The 17,498-nt window shown below is 63.7% G+C and carries 12 protein-coding genes; all 12 read left to right on the forward strand.

The window, feature by feature from the left end:
- Window positions 1-55: 55 nt before the first annotated feature.
- The 12 genes from D3880_RS10315 (at window position 56) to D3880_RS10370 (ending at window position 17,369) form a co-directional block, all read left to right on the forward strand.
- On the forward strand, window positions 56-1,195 hold the full coding sequence (locus D3880_RS10315) for an acyl-CoA dehydrogenase family protein (RefSeq protein WP_119893374.1): 1,140 nt from the start codon (window positions 56-58) through the stop codon (window positions 1,193-1,195).
- Window positions 1,196-1,223: 28 nt separating this feature from the next.
- Complete coding sequence (locus tag D3880_RS10320) at window positions 1,224-2,417, forward strand: lipid-transfer protein (protein WP_119893375.1); 1,194 nt, start codon at window positions 1,224-1,226, stop codon at window positions 2,415-2,417.
- 332 nt (window positions 2,418-2,749) lie between these two features.
- A complete protein-coding gene (locus tag D3880_RS10325) occupies window positions 2,750-4,588 on the forward strand; it encodes a DUF1302 domain-containing protein (protein WP_119893376.1) in 1,839 nt (612 codons plus the stop codon).
- A 26-nt stretch (window positions 4,589-4,614) separates the two neighbouring features.
- Complete coding sequence (locus D3880_RS10330; RefSeq protein WP_119893377.1) at window positions 4,615-5,985, forward strand: DUF1329 domain-containing protein; 1,371 nt, start codon at window positions 4,615-4,617, stop codon at window positions 5,983-5,985.
- A 348-nt stretch (window positions 5,986-6,333) separates the two neighbouring features.
- Window positions 6,334-8,829, forward strand: a complete 2,496-nt coding sequence (locus tag D3880_RS10335; protein WP_162934979.1) for a LuxR C-terminal-related transcriptional regulator — start codon at window positions 6,334-6,336, stop codon at window positions 8,827-8,829.
- A gap of 210 nt (window positions 8,830-9,039) precedes the next feature.
- Window positions 9,040-10,377, forward strand: coding sequence for a coniferyl aldehyde dehydrogenase (locus tag D3880_RS10340; RefSeq protein WP_119893379.1), 1,338 nt, complete (start codon window positions 9,040-9,042; stop codon window positions 10,375-10,377).
- A 58-nt stretch (window positions 10,378-10,435) separates the two neighbouring features.
- Complete coding sequence (locus D3880_RS10345) at window positions 10,436-11,521, forward strand: Zn-dependent alcohol dehydrogenase (RefSeq protein ID WP_119893380.1); 1,086 nt, start codon at window positions 10,436-10,438, stop codon at window positions 11,519-11,521.
- 98 nt (window positions 11,522-11,619) lie between these two features.
- The gene (locus D3880_RS10350) at window positions 11,620-12,816 is read left to right on the forward strand and encodes an acyl-CoA dehydrogenase family protein (protein ID WP_119893381.1); all 1,197 of its coding nucleotides are present in this window, start codon (window positions 11,620-11,622) and stop codon (window positions 12,814-12,816) included.
- 10 nt (window positions 12,817-12,826) lie between these two features.
- Window positions 12,827-13,960 carry an acyl-CoA dehydrogenase family protein gene (locus tag D3880_RS10355; protein WP_119893382.1) on the forward strand — a complete coding sequence of 378 codons (1,134 nt, stop codon included), beginning with the start codon at window positions 12,827-12,829 and terminating at the stop codon, window positions 13,958-13,960.
- Between the two features lie 86 nt (window positions 13,961-14,046).
- On the forward strand, window positions 14,047-15,615 hold the full coding sequence (locus D3880_RS10360; protein ID WP_119893383.1) for an arylsulfatase: 1,569 nt from the start codon (window positions 14,047-14,049) through the stop codon (window positions 15,613-15,615).
- A 59-nt stretch (window positions 15,616-15,674) separates the two neighbouring features.
- Window positions 15,675-16,424 (forward strand): electron transfer flavoprotein subunit beta/FixA family protein, encoded by a 750-nt coding sequence (locus tag D3880_RS10365; RefSeq protein WP_119893384.1) that lies wholly within the window; start codon window positions 15,675-15,677, stop codon window positions 16,422-16,424.
- On the forward strand, window positions 16,425-17,369 hold the full coding sequence (locus D3880_RS10370) for an electron transfer flavoprotein subunit alpha/FixB family protein (protein ID WP_119893385.1): 945 nt from the start codon (window positions 16,425-16,427) through the stop codon (window positions 17,367-17,369). It abuts the gene before it with no gap.
- Window positions 17,370-17,498: the final 129 nt, after the last annotated feature.

Here is a 17,498-nt window from a genome sequence, read left to right on the forward strand (position 1 = left end):
TGCGTCTGCCTGCTTGGCAGCGCCCGCAATGTCCACGACCAGATTTGGAGAACCTATGCATATTCACCGCACCGTCTACCGTGACGACCATGAAATGCTGCGCGACACGGCGCGGCGCTTCTTCGAACGCGAGTGTTTGCCGCTCCAGGCGCAGTGGGACGCCGCAGGCCAGGTCGACCGTGAAACCTGGCTCAAGGCTGGCCGTAATGGTCTGCTGTGTCTGACCGTGCCGACCGAATACGGTGGCGGCGGCGGTGACTTCGGCCACTCCGCGGTGTTGATCGAGGAGCTGTATCGCTCCGGCGTTTCCGGCTGGAGCCTGGGCGTGCATTCCGACATCGTCGCGCCCTACATCGTGCGTCTCGGTACCGAGGAGCAGAAGCAGAAGTGGCTGCCGAAGATTTGCACCGGCGAAACCGTGCTGGCGGTGGCCATGACCGAGCCGGGCACGGGTTCTGACCTGAAAGCCATCCGTACCACCGCGGTGCGCGACGGCGACGAGTGGGTGCTCAACGGCAGCAAGACCTTCATCAGCAACGGCCTGACCTGTGACATGGTGGTGGTGGTCTGCAAGACCGATCCGAGCGCCGGCGCCAAGGGCTGTAGCCTGATCGTGGTCGAGACCAACCGCGAGGGCTTCCGCCGCGGCCGCAAGCTGGAGAAAGTCGGCCAGGCGGCTGCCGATACCGCCGAGCTGTTCTTCGACAACGTGCGCGTGCCGGTCGGCAACCTGCTCGGCGAGGAGAACAGGGGCTTCATGCACCTGATGGAGGAGCTGGCGCAGGAGCGCCTGGTGATCGCCACTTACTGCGCGGCGAAGCTGGAGCGCCTGCTCGAGCAGACAGTCGAATACGTCAAGGACCGCAAGGCGTTCAACCAGACCGTCTGGGACTTCCAGAACACCAAATTCAAACTGGCCGACATCAAGGCCCAGGCCACCGCGGTGCGCCTGACGGTTGACTACTACCTCGGCGAACACATGCGCCGCCGCCTGACCGTGCAGGAAGCCGCGATCGCCAAGCTGTTCGCCACCGAAACGCTGTGGAAGTGCATCGACGACATGGTCCAGCTGCACGGTGGCTATGGCTACATGCTCGAGTACCCGATCGCTCGCGCCTTCGTCGACATGCGCGTGACCCGCATCTTCGGCGGCACCAGCGAAGTGCTGCGCGAACTAATCGCGCGCCAGCTGTGATCCCCTTCCTACATTTGCAGGTGACAAGATGAGCGAAAAAGTATTGGTAGCCGGGGTCGGCATGATCCCGTTCAACAAGCCGAGTGCCAGCGGCACCTACGTCGAGATGGGCTCCGAGGCGATCCGCCGCGCCCTCGCCGACGCAGGCATCGGCTACGAGCTGGTGCAGGAGGCCTACGCCGGTTACGTCTACGGTGACTCCACCTGTGGCCAGACCGTGCTCTACGAAGTCGGCATGACCGGCATTCCGGTGGTCAACGTCAACAACAACTGCTCGACCGGTTCCACCGCGCTGTACCTGGCGCGCCGGGCCATCGAGACCGGCGCGGCGGATTGCGTGCTGGCCGTCGGCTTCGAGCAGATGCAGGCCGGTGCGCTGAAGTCGCATTGGGACGATCGCCCGCCGACCCGCGAGCGCTTCCTGCCGATCCTCCGTGGCCTGACCGCCGATATGGGCGACATGCCGCAGGCCATCCGGACCTTCGGCGGTGCCGGCCGCGAGTACATGGCCAAGTACGGCTGCAGCATGGAAACCTTCGCCGCCGTGCGCGCCAAGGCCAGCCGTCATGCCGCCAACAACCCGCTGGCGCTGTTCCGCAAGGTGCTGACCACCGAGGAGGTGATGAACGACGCGGTGATCCTGCCGGGTGTGCTGACCCGTCTGATGGCCTGCCCGCCGACCTGCGGCGGCGCGGCGGCGATCCTGGTTTCCGAGCGCTTCGCCAAGAAACATGGCCTGCGCAGCGACGTGCAGATCCTCGCCCAGTCGCTGACCACCGATACCCCGGAGTCGTTCAACTTCGAGAACCCGTCGATGCTCGACTGGGTTGGCACCCACATGACCCAGGCGGCGGTAGGGCAGGTTTATGAGAAGGCTGGCGTCGGTCCGCAAGACATCGACGTCTGCGAGCTGCACGACTGCTTCGCGCAGAACGAGGTGATCAGCTACGAATCGCTGGGCTTCTGCCCGGAAGGCGGCGCCGAGAAGTTCGTTCGGGATGGCGACAACACCTATGGCGGCAAGATCGTCATCGGTCCGTCCGGTGGCCTGCTGTCCAAGGGTCACCCGCTGGGCGCGACCGGTTTGGCGCAGTGTTATGAGCTGACCCATCAGCTGCGCGGCAGTGCCGAGCAGCGCCAGGTCGACGGCGCCAAACTGGCGCTGGCGCACAACCTGGGTCTGGGCGGCGCTTGCGTGGTCACCCTGTACGGCAAGAACTAAGTTCCTCGCTAGAGCATCGGCCTGGCCGATGCTCACACCGGATGCGCCAGCACCCGATGTTTCGGAAGGCCGGCAAGCGGCCTTCCAATCCCTTCCAAGCTTCCCATTTAATCCACCACTTCAGCGGCGCCAACCCCCCGGCGCAGACCGCTGCCGACTAGTCGCGCCTGGCAATTTCGTAGGGCTGTTGCCGGGTACACAACGACTGTCACCCAAGGTAACGGAGCGGTGACACTGGTCGTGCGCAGGAATCACTACTTCGGGTGTTAAGACGCTCAAGGATGCTGGCTAGCATGAGTGCTCCACTTGATCTGTATTTTTTGGAGCGCCGCATGACAAGAACAACAAAGCGCGGAGTCTTCCAGCCGCATCTGCTGGCTGCAGCCGTCGCCTTGGGCGTGAGTGCACAAGCTCACGCCATTAACTTCAACATCGGGGAGATCGAGGGGCAATTCGACTCATCGCTGTCGGTCGGCGCCAGCTGGGCCGTGCGCGGGGGCGACCCTGACTTTATTTCCAACTTCAACTCGCAGGGTAAGCGAGGCGCGTCTTCCACCCGCACAAACGACGACAACCGCCTGAACTTCAAGAAGGGCGAGACCTTCTCGAAGATCTTCAAGGGCGTGCACGACCTCGAACTCAAGTACGGCGATAGCGGCGCCTTCGTGCGCGGCAAGTACTGGTACGACTTCGAGCTGAAGGATGAGCACCGCCTGTTCTACGACATCGACGACAGCGGTCGCGATGATCTGGCCAAGGCCTCCGGCGCCGAGTTCCTCGACGCTTTCGTCTACCACAACTACAGCATCGGCGATCTGCCCGGCAACGTGCGTCTCGGTAAGCAGGTGGTGAGCTGGGGTGAGAGCACCTTCATCGGCAACTCGATCAACAGCATCAACCCGATCGACGTCGCCGCCCTGCGCCGTCCGGGTGCTGAGGTCAAGGAAGGCCTGATTCCGGTCAACATGTTCTACCTGTCCCAGGGCCTGACCGAAAACCTCAACGCCGAGGCCTTCTATCAGCTCGAGTGGGACAAGACCATCGTCGATAACTGCGGCACCTTCTTCGGCAACGATGGCCTGCCCAAGGGCTGTAACGATCGCCTGGTGGTGGCCGGCCTGGACCTGGCGCCGGGTGTAGCGCAGAACACGGGCGGTTTGGCTGCCGTCGGCGCTGGTACTGACGACGTCTTCATCCCGCGCCTGAAGGACAACGATGCGCGCGACGGCGGCCAGTATGGCGTGGCCCTGCGCTGGTTCGTGCCGGAGCTGGACGACACCGAGCTCGGCGCCTACGCGCTGAACTACCACAGCCGCAACCCCTATCTCAGCGTCAAGCAAGCGAGCACTCTGGCCGGCGGTTCACTCGCCGTCGCCCGCAGCGCGCGTTACTTCATCGACTACCCCGAGGACATCCGCCTCTACGGCCTGAGCTTCCAGACCAACGTCGGCGGCACCTCGCTGGGCGGTGAGGTCAGCTACCGGCCGAACATGCCGCTGCAACTCAACACCGCCGACCTGCTGTCCGCGGCGACCTTTGGTGCTACTTCGCCGCTGATCAAATCCGGCTTTGCCAGTGGAAATCCGGCGGCGGGTCTCGGAAAAACGGTGAACGGCTATGATCGTTTGCCGGTATACCAGGCGCAGATGACCGCCACCCAGTTCTTCGATCAGGTCATGGGCGCCAGCCGCCTGACCCTGGTCGGCGAGGTCGGTTACAACCACATCAGCGATCTGGGGGCTAGCGACGGCAGCGACCTGCGCTTCGGTCGCAGCTCGAACTGGGGCGCCGGCACGCTGCAAGGGCCAACGGGCCCGGCGACTTGCAGAGGCACTGCTGCCGGGACTCCAGCTGCCAGCAACCCGCAGCAGGAGTGCAACAGCCACGGTTTCTATACCACCGACTCCTGGGGCTACCGCGCCCGCGCTCGTCTGGATTATCCCAACGTGTTCGCCGGCGTCAACCTGGCGCCGAGCCTGGCCTGGCAGCATGACGTTGAGGGCTTCGGGCCGAACTTCGATGAAGGCAGCAAGGCAGTCAGCGTCGGTCTTGATGCCGACTACGCCAACACCTACACCGCCAGCCTCAGCTACACCGACTTCTTCGGTGGAGACTTCAACACCAACAACGATCGCGATTTCGTCGCGCTCAGCTTCGGCGTGAACTTCTGATAGCCGTCAGTAAGAGGAAACAGAGCATGAAAACAAAAACAATGATGCAAATGGGCGCCCTGGCGCTGACCCTGCTGGCTAGCAGCGTGATGGCGGCCGTCTCCCAGGAGGAGGCCAATAAGCTGGGCACCAGCCTGACCCCGTTGGGCGCGCAGAAGGAAGGCAATGCCGATGGCAGCATCCCGGCCTGGGGCGGCAGCCTCAAGCCCGGCGCCGCGCCGGTGGATGCCAACGGTTTCCTCGGCGACCCGTTCGCCGGCGAGAAGCCGCTGTTCACCATCACCGCGGCCAACGCCGAGCAGTACAAGGACAAGCTGACCCCCGGCCAGTTGGCGATGTTCAAGCGCTACGCGGACAGCTACAAGATCCCGGTGTACCAGAGCCACCGCACCGCCGGCGCACCGCCGGCGGTCTACGACGCGGCGAAGAAGAGCGCGGTGACCACCGAGCTGAAGGATGGCGGCAACGGCCTGGCCAACTTCGCCGAGACCCGCTACTACCCCTTCCCACTGCCGAAGAACGGCGTCGAGGTGTACTGGAACCACACCACCCGTTTCCGCGGCGGCAACAACCTTCGCCAGGCAGCCCAGGCCGCGCCACAGACCAACGGCTCCTACAACATCGTCGAGTACAACGACGAGCTGAGCTATCCCCAACTCATGGACGGCATCAGCCCATCCCAGGCTCAAAACCTCCTGTATCTCTACAAGCAGCGCATCACCGCCCCCTCGCGCCTGGCCGGCAACGTGATCCTGGTCCACGAGACAATCGACCAGGTCAAGGAGCCGCGCCTGGCCTGGGTCTACAACGCCGGTCAACGCCGCGTGCGCCGCGCCCCTCAGATCGCCTATGACGGCCCGGGCTCGGGCTCCGACGGCATGCGCACCGCCGACAACACTGACATGATGAACGGCGCGCCGGATCGCTACGACTGGAAGCTGGTCGGCAAGAAGGAGCTGTACATCCCCTACAACAACTACCGCCTGAGCTCGCCGAAGCTGAAGTACGCCGACATCATCAAGCCCGGCCACATCAATCAGGACCTGACCCGTTACGAGCTGCACCGCGTCTGGCATGTGGTTGCCACCCTGAAGCAGGGCGAGCGACACATCTACGCCAAGCGCGACATGTACTTCGACGAGGACAGCTGGCAACTGGCCGAGGTCGATCACTACGACGGTCGCGGTCAGCTCTGGCGGGTCGGTGAAGGCTATGCGCTCACCGACTACGAGCGCCAGGCTTCCGGCTACACCATGGTGGGCATCTATGACCTGATCGCCGGCCGCTACAACGTGCTGGGTATGACCAACGAATCGAAGAAGGCCACGCAGTTCGGCGACCGGACCCGGATGAGCGACTTCACCCCGGCAGCACTGCGCAACGCAGGCATTCGCTGAGTCCATCTGAAGTAAACGACACAACGCCCTGCATGCAGGGCGTTGTGCTTTCCGGACCTTGCACTGGGTCGCGCTGGCCTTTCTGCTTGGTCTTTCCCCGTGGTTCTTTTCCCATCTGCATAGCGATTTCCCTGGCGTGCTGTGCCATTGCCGTGCGATGCCCGCCACCTGATGCGGGTGGTGTCGCTGGGCTCTGCCTGCGCAACCATGGGTCACCTCCAGCGAGGCTAACCTGCGCGCATCGTCATGTCGCATGGGCTACGGCTGGGGCATCCGTTTCCTCATGCTCTTTGATCGAGGTCCACCATGGGTCTTGGTTCTAATCTTTTCCAGGTACGAGACAACCTCATGTCTGTTCCGTCCCTGCCTGTTGCGCACCTGTTGCGCCAACGCCTGCTCGACGCCTTGCAGGGAGGCAGGGAACGCCTGCGCCTGCTGTGCGCGCCAGCCGGCTTTGGCAAGACCGTGCTGTTGAGCGAGTTTCTGCAACGGGTCGGCTCCGGGCGCGTGGTTTGGCTGAGTCTCGATGGACGGCAGCAGTCGCTGCCTGAGCTGGCTGCCCGAGTGGCAGCCGGGCTTGGACTCACGCCTGGACATAGCGCCTCGCCTGAAGCGCTGCTGAAATTCTTCGAGTCCTGCGAGCAGCCTATCTGGCTGGCTCTGGATGATCTGCCCGGCGAAATGGCGAAGGAGCTGAACGATTGGTTCGACCGGCTTCTGGCACTGCAGTCGAGCAAGCTGCAGTTGCTGGTCAGCTGTCGGCAACGCCCACATTGGAACCTGCCGCGCCTGAAGCTCTTGGGGGAGTTGCTGGAGCTGAACCACAAGCAGCTCGCATTTTCCCGCGACGAGTGCGAGGCCCTGATCGAGCAGTTGGCGCCCGAGGCAGAGGCCAGCTGGCGCACCGAGCTATGGCAACAGACTGTCGGCTGGTGCGCCGCTATCTGCTTGTTGCTGTCGGATCCGGTGCATGGGGGGAGGGCAGGGCCGAACGGCTTATCCTGGCTGCGCCAGTATCTGGAGCACGAACTGTTGTCGAGGCTGAGCGACGACGAGCGCGAAGTCCTCTCCGGCTTGGCCCACCTGTCCAGGTTTTCCGCAGAGTTCTGTGCCCAGTTGTGGGAAGAGCAGGGCGGCGGATTGCTGTTCAGGCGCCTATTGCAACGCGACGTGTTTTTCCTTCCGCTCGATCAGCCGGATGGCTGGTACCGGATGCGGCCGGTCGTGGCGCAGGCGCTACACGACCGCCTAACTGCCGCCGAACTGAACCGGCTGCGCCTGCGCGCCTGTCGGGTGCTCAGCGTCGTCGGCCACCTCAGTGAGGCGATAGACCAGGCGCTTGGTGCCGAGCAGCATGAAGTGGCGGCCAATTACATGGAGCGCCTGCGGCTTACCTGGCTATACAGCGATCAGCACTTGAGCCGGCTCATGAGTTGGCGTGAGCAGATTCCGCCGCAGTTGCTGGGCAGCACTCCGCGCTTGCTTTACCTCTGCGCCAGGGGGTTGTTGTTCAGCGGACGCCTGGACGAATCGGAGGCTTGCCTGCAGCGCTTGGGGAATTTCCTGCCACAGTCCTCGGCCGAACGAAGCGCGCGCTTGCTGGCTCTCTGGCAGGCGATGCAGGGCAGCATCGAGGCGGTGCGCGGCAACGCCGCCACGGCACGCCAGAGTTGCCGGGCGGCCCTTAGCCAACTCGGCGCAGACGACTGGCTGACGATACTGCTGTGCCATATCACGCTGGCGCGCCTTGCCATGGCCAGCGGCGAGACCAGCCAGGCCCAGCAACTGCTGCAAGAAGCGGTTGAGCTCGCCCGGCGCAAGCGCTTCCAGGATGGCGAGGTGGTGCTCAACGTGGAGCGGCTGCGGCTGATGATTCTGCAGGGTGAGCTTCCTCGCGCCCAGGCCTTGCTGCAGGAAGACATGCAACGGGTCGAAGCCGGCAATAACTGGCGTAACCCGCTGCTGGGTCGCCTGCTGTTCCTCCAGGGTGAACTGCACCTGTTGGGCGGGCGTCTGGCCGAAAGCGAGGCGGCGCTGCTGGCCGGCCTGGCGCAGGTAAAAGACTTCTCCGCGCCGTTCATCCTGCATGGATATCTGCTGCTCGCCGAGGTCGCCGTCGCTCGCGGTGAGTACGAGGCTGCTCAGCTGCATTTGCATCAGGCGGAGCGGCACATGCATTGCGGCAATATCGACAGTGCCTGCTATGAAAGTGCCATTACCCTGCAGGCCATGCGCATCCTGGCCGGCCAGGGTCGCTGGGAGCAGGTGCTGACCATGGCGCGGGCGATGGAGGCGTCTTTGCAAGGGCCGATCTCCCGACTCCCGCCTGCGGGCATGCCATCACTGGCGCAACGCAACCAGCTACTGTTGGCGCGGGCTGAGTACGAAATGGGCAACCGTATGCAGGCCAAGCAGCGACTGGTGACATTGCTCAAACAATGCAAGCGCTACCAGTTCGCCCTGCTGGCGAATGAGGTCCAGCAGGCGCTGGTCAATCTGGGCTTCGGTGACGGCCAGGACGAGTTGGATGCTCTTCAGCAGGGGCTCCTGCAATCTGGCGCCGACAGCCTCGAGGGTGAGGCGGGTACGGATGATGACGGGGAGCAGGGCGACCTCTGCGCAAAGACGCTGAGGGAGGGCTATCACCGGGACGAATTGACGCCTCGTGAGGTTTCGGTGCTGCGGCTGCTGGCTGAGGGCATGTCCAATCAAGAGGTCAGCGACATCCTGTTCATTTCGGTGAACACGGTGAAGTCCCATGCCAAGAACATCAATACCAAGCTCGGCGCCAGCCGTCGCACCCAGGCCATCATTTTCGCCAGGGCCAAGGGGATATTGGCCTGAGCCGTAGCGCGAAGCCGGGAGCCGGGTTGCCATCGCCGCCCGGCTGATCCAGCAACGCTAGCTCTGTGCCGGTGTTCTTGTCGGGCTTCCGCCACCTGATCTGGGTGGCGAGGATGCACAGGCATTACTCAATCATAAGACAGCAGCCGAGTGCCCGAGTCAGCCCGGCTGCGTGTACCCCATTGCTTACCCATAAAAAGAGACGTTGTTATGAGCGCCAATGAACACGTGAGTGCCGCGGACATCCGCACGATCCTGGACAAACAGCGTGCTGCCTTCCTTGCTAGCGAACCGTGGAGCGCCGAACAGCGCATCGAACTGATTGGCCGCGCCATCGCGCTGTTGGCTGAGAACGAGCAGGCGATCGTCGATGCGCTGACGGCCGACTTCGGCCATCGCAACGCGATGTTCTCGCGCGGCAGCGAAGTGCTGTCGCCGCTGGCCAGCCTCAAGCAGACCCAGGCCGAGCTGGCCAAGTGGATGCAGCCCGAGGCGCGCAAGACCGAGGCCGGCGAAGCCTGGGTGCAATATCAACCACTCGGCGTGGTCGGCATCGTCACCGCCTGGAACGTCCCGGGCAACATGGTCTTCAAAGGCCTGGCCGGCGCCCTGGCGGCGGGCAACCGGGTGATGATCAAACCGTCGGAGTTCAATCCGCACACTTCCGCGTTGATCGCCAAGCTGATCGCCTCGGTTTATGCCGAGGACGAAGTGGCGGTGATCACCGGCGGGCCGGAAATCGGCCAGGCGTTCTGCTCCATGCCGTTCGACCACCTGCTGTTCACCGGCGCTACCAGCATCGGCAAGCACGTGCTGCGTGCCGCTGCCGAGAATCTGGTGCCGGTGACCCTGGAGCTGGGTGGCAAGTCGCCGACCATCATTTCGCGTTCGGCCGATTTCCAGGCCGCGGCGAGCAAGATCGTGGTTGGCAAGCTGCTGAACGCCGGCCAGCTGTGCGTGGCGCCGGACTACGTGTTCGTCCCCGAAGAGTCGGTCGAGGCGTTCATCGCCATCGCCAAGGCGGTGGTGGCGAAGATGTTCCCGACCCTCAAGGACAATCCCGAGTACACCTCGGTGATCAACACGCGCCACTATGAGCGCCTGCTCGGCTATCTCGACGAAGCGCACGAGGCTGGCGTCGAACTGACCGAGCTGAACCCGGCGGGCGAAGACCTTAGCCAGGCGCACAACAAGATCGTGCCGACCCTTCTGCGCAATCCGGGCGATCACCTGAAGGTGATGCAGGACGAGATCTTCGGCCCGCTGCTACCGATCAAACCGTACAAGACCATCGACGAGGTGCTGGCCTTCATCAACGCCCGCCCGCGCCCGCTTGGCCTCTACTGGTTCGGCAGCGATGCCGCCGAAGAGGCACTGGTGCTCAAGCGCACCACCTCCGGCGGCGTGACCCTCAACGGTGTGATGAGCCATGCCGGCATCGAGAGCCTGCCGTTCGGCGGCGTCGGCGCCAGCGGCATGGGCAACTATCACGGCATCGACGGTTTCCGCACCTTCAGCCACGCCAAAGCGGTGTTCCGCGCCGGCTAGTAATTGGACCTGGCTCGAGCCTGCTCGGGCCATTTCGCTCCTTATCGAGAGGTACACCATGAAAGCTGCTGTATTCCACAAAGTCGGCGAACCGCTGGCCATCGAAGAAGTCGGCATCAGCAAACCGGGTCCGCGCGAAGTGCTGATACGCACCGTCGCCGTCGGCGTCTGCCACTCCGACCTGCATGTGATCGAAGGCTCCTTCCCCTATCCAGGCCCGCTGGTGCTCGGTCACGAGGCGGCCGGCGTCGTCGAGGCGGTGGGTTCGGAAGTGCGCACGGTCAAGCCGGGCGATCACGTAGTCACCTGCCTGACCGTGTTCTGCGGTTGCTGCGAACATTGCGTCACCGGCCATCTGGCCCGTTGCGTGTCGCCCGACACCAAGCGCGGTGCGGACGAAGAGTCGCGCCTGACCTACGTACAGAAGCCGATCCCGCAGTTCGTCAACCTGTCGGCCTTCGCCGAGCAAATGCTGGTGCATGAGAACGCCTGCGTTTCGATTCGTCGCGACATGCCGATGGACCGCGCGGCACTGCTCGGTTGCGCGGTGACCACAGGCACTGGCGCGGTATTCAACACCGCCAAGGTACGTCCAGGTGAAACCGTGGCCGTGATCGGTTGCGGCGGCATCGGTCTGGCTGCTATCAACGGCGCCGTGCTGGCTGGGGCAGGGCGCGTCATCGCCATCGACATGCTCGACTCCAAGCTGGAGTTGGCCAAGCAGTTCGGCGCTACCGACGTGGTCAACGCCAAAGACGGCGACGCGGTCAAGCAAGTACTGGAGCTGACTAAGGGCGGCGTGCATCACTCGTTCGAGTGCATCGGTCTCAAGCAAACCGTCGAGCAGGCTTTCGCCATGCTCGCCCGCGGCGGCATCGCCACCGTGATCGGCATGGTCAAGCCGGGTCTGAAACTGGAAATCGATCCGCTACAACTGCTCCACGAGCGCAAGATCCAGGGCTCGCTGATGGGTTCCAACCGCTTCCCGGTAGATATGCCGCGTCTGGTCGACTTCTACATGCAAGGCCGTCTGAAGCTCGACGAGATGATCTCCCAACGCATCAAGCTGGAGCAGATCAACGAGGCCTTCGAAGAACTGCGCCGCGGCGAGCTGGCCCGCTCGGTAATCATGTTCGACCAGTAAAACGCTCGACCGCCGCCGCGTGCACTGCGCGGCGGCCCCGCCTGAACCCGCTCAACCCGGTCGGCCCCGTCGCTGACCATAGATCGAGGCTCCACCCGATGGACATCCAGTTCACTCCCGAAGAGTGCGCGTTCCGCGAGGAAGCGCGCGCTTTTCTACGCAGCCAACTGCCGGCAGAAATTTCCACCCGCGTCCAGCAGGGCAAGCGCCTGAGCAAGGAGCACCAGGTCGCCTGGATGCGCATCCTCAACGAGCGCGGCTGGCTGGCACCGAGCTGGCCGGTTGAGCACGGCGGCACTGACTGGACTGCCGTGCAGAAACACATCTTCGAGGAAGAATGCTTCGCCGCCGGCGCGCCGCGTGTGGTGGCCTTCGGCGTGAAGATGGTCGCCCCGGTGATCATCAAGTTCGGCACTGAGGCGCAGAAAGCCCACTTCCTGCCACGCATTCTCAGTAGCGAAGACTGGTGGTGCCAGGGCTATTCCGAGCCGGGCGCCGGTTCCGACTTGGCCAGCCTGAAGACTCGCGCAGTGCGTGACGGTGACCATTACGTGGTCAACGGCCAGAAGATCTGGACCACCCTGGCGCACTACGCCGACTGGATGTTCTGCCTGGTGCGCACCGATCCCGAGGCGCAGCAGCAGCGTGGCATCAGCTTCCTGCTGATCGACATGAACACCCCAGGCATTACCGTGCGACCGATCATCACTCTGGACGGCGAGCACGAAGTCAACGAGGTGTTCTTCGACAACGTGCGCGTGCCGGTGGAAAACCTGGTCGGCGAGGAGAACAAAGGCTGGACCTGTGCCAAGTACCTGCTCACCCACGAGCGCACCAGCATCGCCGGCATCGGCCAGACCAAGGCGCTGCTCGCCAAGCTGAAGCTGGTCGCCAGCCGCGAACTGCGCAACGGCCAGCCGCTGCTCGACGACCCGCTGTTCCGCGCGCAGATCGCCGACGTCGAGATGCAGCTGATGGCCGCCGAGATGAGCAACCTGCGCACCCTGGCGGCGACCCGCGACGGCGGCGTGCCCGGCGCGGAAAGCTCGATCCTGAAGATCAAGGGCACCGAGCTGCGTCAGCAGATTACCTACCTGATCAACAAGGCTGTGGGCACCTATTCGCTGCCGGTCCTCGAGGAGGAGCTGGGTTACGGCTGCGGCGCCGAACTGCTGCATACCGACTACAGCAGCGCCGCCAGCAACCAATACCTGGACATGCGCAAGGCGTCGATCTACGGCGGCTCCAACGAAATCCAGAAGAACATCATCGCCAAGATGATTCTCGAGCTGTAAGGGGCAGATCATGGACTTCAAACTGACAGAAGAGCAGCAGATGCTGCAGGACACCGCGGCGCGCCTGGTGCGCGACGCCTATGGCTTCGAGCAGCGCGAGGCGTTCCTCAAGAGCGCGCCGGGCTTCAGCCCCGAGTTCTGGGTGCAGCTCGGCGAGCTGGGCCTGACCTCGGTGCCATTCGCCGAAGAGTTCGGCGGCTTCGGCGGCAACGGCGTGGACAGCATGCTGATCGCCACCGAGCTGGGCCGTGGCCTGTGCCTGGAGCCCTACTTGTATTCGGTGATCTTCGCCGGCGGGCTGATCAACCAACTCGGCAGCGCCGTGCAGAAGAGCGAACTGTTGCCGCAAGTGGCCAGCGCCCAACTGCAGCTGGCGGTGGCCCTCGACGAGCCGCAGAGTCACTACCAGTTGCACGACGTGCAGACCCGTGCCGAAGCAGGGCAAGGCAGTTGGCAGCTGAGCGGCCGCAAGTCTGTGGTCATGGCCGGCCAAACGGCCGGGTTGATCCTGGTTTCGGCGCGTACCAGTGGTGAAGCGCGCGACGAGGCGGGCGTTAGCCTGTTCCTGATCGATCCGGCCAGCGCCGGAGTGAGTCGCCGCGAGTTGCCAACCGTAGACGGGCGCAAAGCCTGCGAGCTGTATCTCGACAACGCCAGCGGCACCTTACTCGGCGAGCCGGGTCAAGCGCTGGCCGCGCTGCGCTACCAGCAGGGCCGGGCGATCGCCGCGCAGTGCGCCGAGGCGGTCGGCAGTATGGAAGCGGCTTGCCAGCTGACTCTCGATTACCTGAAGACGCGCAAACAGTTCGGCCAGGTGATCGGCAAGTTCCAGGCCCTGCAGCACCGCATGGTCGACATGCGCATCGAGCTGGACCAGGCCACTTCCATGGCCATCCTCGCCGCCTGCGTGGCCGACGAGCCGGACAGTGCCGAGCGCAGCCGTACCTTGGCCGCTGCCAAGTACATCGTCAGCCGCGCGGCGCGCTTCGTCGCCGACCAGGGCATCCAACTGCACGGCGGCATCGGCCTGACCTGGGAATACGTGCTGTCGCATCACGCCAAGCACCTGCTGATGGTCGCCCGCCAGTTCGGCGACGACGACCATCACCTGCAGGCGTTCAGCAAGCTGATGCAGGTCGCCTGAGCAGCACTTTGAACTCGCCGGACCGTCAGGCCCGGCTTTCTAACGTCCTGCTCGATCCATAACAAGACCAAAACAGAGAGTAAGTTATGACTCCGTTGCGCAAACTGCTGCCCGGCTTCGGCCTCGCGACCTTGCTGCTGGGAACCTCGCTGTTCGCCAGTGCGGCCGACAAGCCGAACATCCTGGTGATCTTCGGCGACGACATCGGCATGTTCAACATCAGCGCCTACAACCAGGGAATGATGGGTTACGAAACACCCAACATCGACCGTATCGCCAAGGAAGGTGCGCTGTTCACCCATGCCTACGGCGAGCAATCCTGCACCGCCGGTCGCTCCGCTTTTATTCTCGGCGAACACCCATTTCGTACCGGTCTGCTGACGGTCGGCATGCCCGGCTCCGAGCACGGCATCCCCGACTGGGCGCCGACCATCGGCGACGTGATGAAGCAGCAGGGTTACACCACTGGCCAGTTCGGCAAGAACCACCTCGGCGATCGCGACAAGCACCTGCCAACCAATCACGGTTTCGACGAGTTCTTCGGCAACCTCTACCACATGAATGCCGAGGAAGAGCCGGAGACCTACTACTACCCGAAAGACCCTGAATTCCGTAAAAAGTACGGCCCGCGCGGCGTGGTTCACTCCTATGCCGACGGCAAGATCGAGGACACCGGCCCGCTGACCCGCAAGCGCATGGAAACCATCGACGAGGAGTTCCTGCAGGCCACCGAGAGCTTCATCGACAAGGCGCACAAGACCGACAAACCCTTCTTCGTCTGGTTCAACAGCACGCGCATGCACGTCTGGACCCACCTGAAGAAGGAGTCGCAAGGCAAGACCGGTATCGGCCTGTACCCGGACGGCATGGTCGAGCACGACGGCCAGATCGGCCAGTTGCTGAAGAAGCTCGACGACCTCGGTATTGCCGACAACACCATCGTCATCTACACCACCGACAACGGTGCGCAGAAGGTCAGTTGGCCGGACGGCGGTACTTCGCCGTTCAATGGCGAGAAGGGCACCTCAAACGAAGGCGGGCACCGCGTACCGCTGCTGGTGAAATGGCCGAAGGTGATCAAGCCGGGTAGCCAGTTCAATAACATGATCGCCCACAACGACTGGATGCCGACCCTGGCCGCGGCGGTCGGCCTGCCGACGCTGCGCGAAGACCTGGCCAAGGGCACCAGCCTGGACGGCAAGCAGTACAAGGTGCACCTGGACGGCTACAACTTCCTGCCGTTCTTCCAGGGCGAAGCGAAGGACAGCCCGCGCGAGGACTACTTCTACTTCGGCATGGCCGGCGAGTTGAACGCGGTGCGCTGGAAGGACTGGAAGGTCAGCTTCGCCACCATCGATGGCGATATCGGCTCGGGTAGCCGCAAGGTCACCAACTTCCCCCGCACCACCAACCTCAAGGCCGACCCCTTCGAGACGGCGATGAAGGAATCGCCGATGTCGCGGCGCTGGAGTTCGGACCAGCTGTGGCTGTTCGTGCCGATCCAGGCACAGATCCAGAAGTTCATGGCGACCATTGCGCCGTACCCGTTCCAGGAAGGGGTCAACCTCAACCCGGCGAACATCAACTACCAGAGCCTGGCGATGAAGCAGGCGATGATGAAGCTGCAGAAGTTGTCGCCGCCGGCCGCCAACTGAGTGCTCTTCCAGTTTTCTTGCAGCCGGGCCTCGGCCCGGTTTTTTCTCGGAGTAACCCCATGAAAGTCCTAGTCGCGGTCAAGCGCGTGGTCGATTACAACGTCAAGGTCCGCGTCAAGGCGGACCACTCCGGCGTGGATCTGGCCAACGTCAAAATGTCGATGAACCCCTTCTGCGAAATCGCCGTGGAAGAAGCGGTGCGTCTGAAAGAGAAGGGTGTCGCCAGCGAAATCGTCGTGGTTTCCGTCGGCCCCAACGCCGCCCAGGAACAACTGCGCACCGCCCTGGCCCTCGGCGCCGACCGTGCCATCCTGGTCGAATCCAACGACGAGCTGAACTCCCTGGCCGTGGCCAAGCTGCTCAAAGCCGTCGTGGATAAGGAGCAGCCGCAGCTGGTGATCCTCGGCAAGCAGGCGATCGACAGCGACAACAACCAGACCGGGCAGATGCTCGCCGCGCTGAGCGGTTACGCCCAGGGCACCTTCGCCTCCAAGGTCGAAGTCGCCGGCGACAAGGTCAACGTCACCCGTGAGATCGACGGCGGCCTGCAAACCGTGAGCCTGGCCCTGCCGGCCATCGTCACCACCGACCTGCGCCTGAACGAGCCGCGTTACGCCTCGCTGCCGAACATCATGAAGGCCAAGAAGAAGCCACTGGACGTGGTCACCCCGGACGCCCTGGGCGTGTCCACCGCCTCGACGGTCAAGACCCTCAAGGTCGAAGCCCCGGCTGCGCGCAGCGCCGGCGTCAAGGTCAAGTCGGTGGCCGAACTGGTCGACAAACTGAAGAACGAGGCGAAGGTAATCTAAATGGCTATCTTGGTTGTTGCAGAACACACGAATGCCGCCCTGGCGCCGGCCACGCTGAACACCGTGGCGGCCGCGCAGAAAATCGGCGGCGAGATCCACGTGCTGGTTGCCGGTCACAGCGTCGGCGCCGTCGCCGCAGCGGCGGCGAAAGTCGCCGGCGTCAGCAAGGTGCTGGTTGCCGACCAGGCCGCGTTCGCCCACCAGCTGCCGGAAAACGTTGCACCGCTGGTCGCGCTGCTTGTTCAAGAGCAGGGGGGCAAGGGCTACAGCCACGTGCTGGCGTGCGCCACCGCCAACGGCAAGAACATCCTGCCGCGCGTCGCTGCGCAGCTGGACGTCGACCAGATCTCCGAGATCACTGCGGTGCTCGGCGCCGACACCTTCCAGCGCCCGATCTATGCCGGTAACGCCATCGCCACCGTGCAGTCCTCGGCGGCGGTGAAAGTGATCACCGTGCGCGGCACCGGCTTCGATGCCGTGGCCGCCGAAGGCGGTTCGGCCGCCATCGAAAGCGTCAGCGTCGGTGGCGATGCCGGCAAGTCGAGCTTCGTCGGCGAAGAACTGGCCAAGTCCGACCGTCCGGAACTGACCGCCGCCAAGATCGTCGTTTCCGGCGGCCGTGGCATGCAGAACGGTGACAACTTCAAGTACCTGTACGCCCTCGCCGACAAGCTCGGCGCGGCGGTGGGTGCCTCGCGCGCCGCGGTCGACGCCGGCTTCGTGCCGAACGACATGCAGGTCGGCCAGACTGGCAAGATCGTCGCGCCGCAGCTGTACATCGCCGTCGGCATCTCCGGCGCGATCCAGCACCTGGCGGGCATGAAGGACTCCAAGGTGATCGTCGCGATCAACAAGGACGAAGAGGCGCCGATCTTCCAGGTCGCCGATTACGGCCTGGTAGGCGATCTGTTCGAAATCGTTCCGGAGCTGGAAAAGCTGATCTGATCCAGCGACAGGCGTAAGACAAGAAACCCGCTCATCGAGCGGGTTTCTTTATGCGCGAGCAATCTCCCATTCCCATCGCAGTTTGCAGATTTCCTGCTCCCGGCAGCCGGTATTCACCTGGCAGAACAG

The sequence above is a fragment of the Pseudomonas cavernae genome (assembly GCF_003595175.1).
Taxonomy (GTDB): domain Bacteria; phylum Pseudomonadota; class Gammaproteobacteria; order Pseudomonadales; family Pseudomonadaceae; genus Aquipseudomonas; species Aquipseudomonas cavernae.

Coding starts and splice junctions, on each gene's coding strand:
- D3880_RS10315 (WP_119893374.1), top strand. CDS start 56: ATGCATATTCACCGCACCGTCTACCGTGACGACCATGAAATGCTGCGC.
- D3880_RS10320 (WP_119893375.1), top strand. CDS start 1,224: ATGAGCGAAAAAGTATTGGTAGCCGGGGTCGGCATGATCCCGTTCAAC.
- D3880_RS10325 (WP_119893376.1), top strand. CDS start 2,750: ATGACAAGAACAACAAAGCGCGGAGTCTTCCAGCCGCATCTGCTGGCT.
- D3880_RS10330 (WP_119893377.1), top strand. CDS start 4,615: ATGAAAACAAAAACAATGATGCAAATGGGCGCCCTGGCGCTGACCCTG.
- D3880_RS10335 (WP_162934979.1), top strand. CDS start 6,334: ATGTCTGTTCCGTCCCTGCCTGTTGCGCACCTGTTGCGCCAACGCCTG.
- D3880_RS10340 (WP_119893379.1), top strand. CDS start 9,040: ATGAGCGCCAATGAACACGTGAGTGCCGCGGACATCCGCACGATCCTG.
- D3880_RS10345 (WP_119893380.1), top strand. CDS start 10,436: ATGAAAGCTGCTGTATTCCACAAAGTCGGCGAACCGCTGGCCATCGAA.
- D3880_RS10350 (WP_119893381.1), top strand. CDS start 11,620: ATGGACATCCAGTTCACTCCCGAAGAGTGCGCGTTCCGCGAGGAAGCG.
- D3880_RS10355 (WP_119893382.1), top strand. CDS start 12,827: ATGGACTTCAAACTGACAGAAGAGCAGCAGATGCTGCAGGACACCGCG.
- D3880_RS10360 (WP_119893383.1), top strand. CDS start 14,047: ATGACTCCGTTGCGCAAACTGCTGCCCGGCTTCGGCCTCGCGACCTTG.
- D3880_RS10365 (WP_119893384.1), top strand. CDS start 15,675: ATGAAAGTCCTAGTCGCGGTCAAGCGCGTGGTCGATTACAACGTCAAG.
- D3880_RS10370 (WP_119893385.1), top strand. CDS start 16,425: ATGGCTATCTTGGTTGTTGCAGAACACACGAATGCCGCCCTGGCGCCG.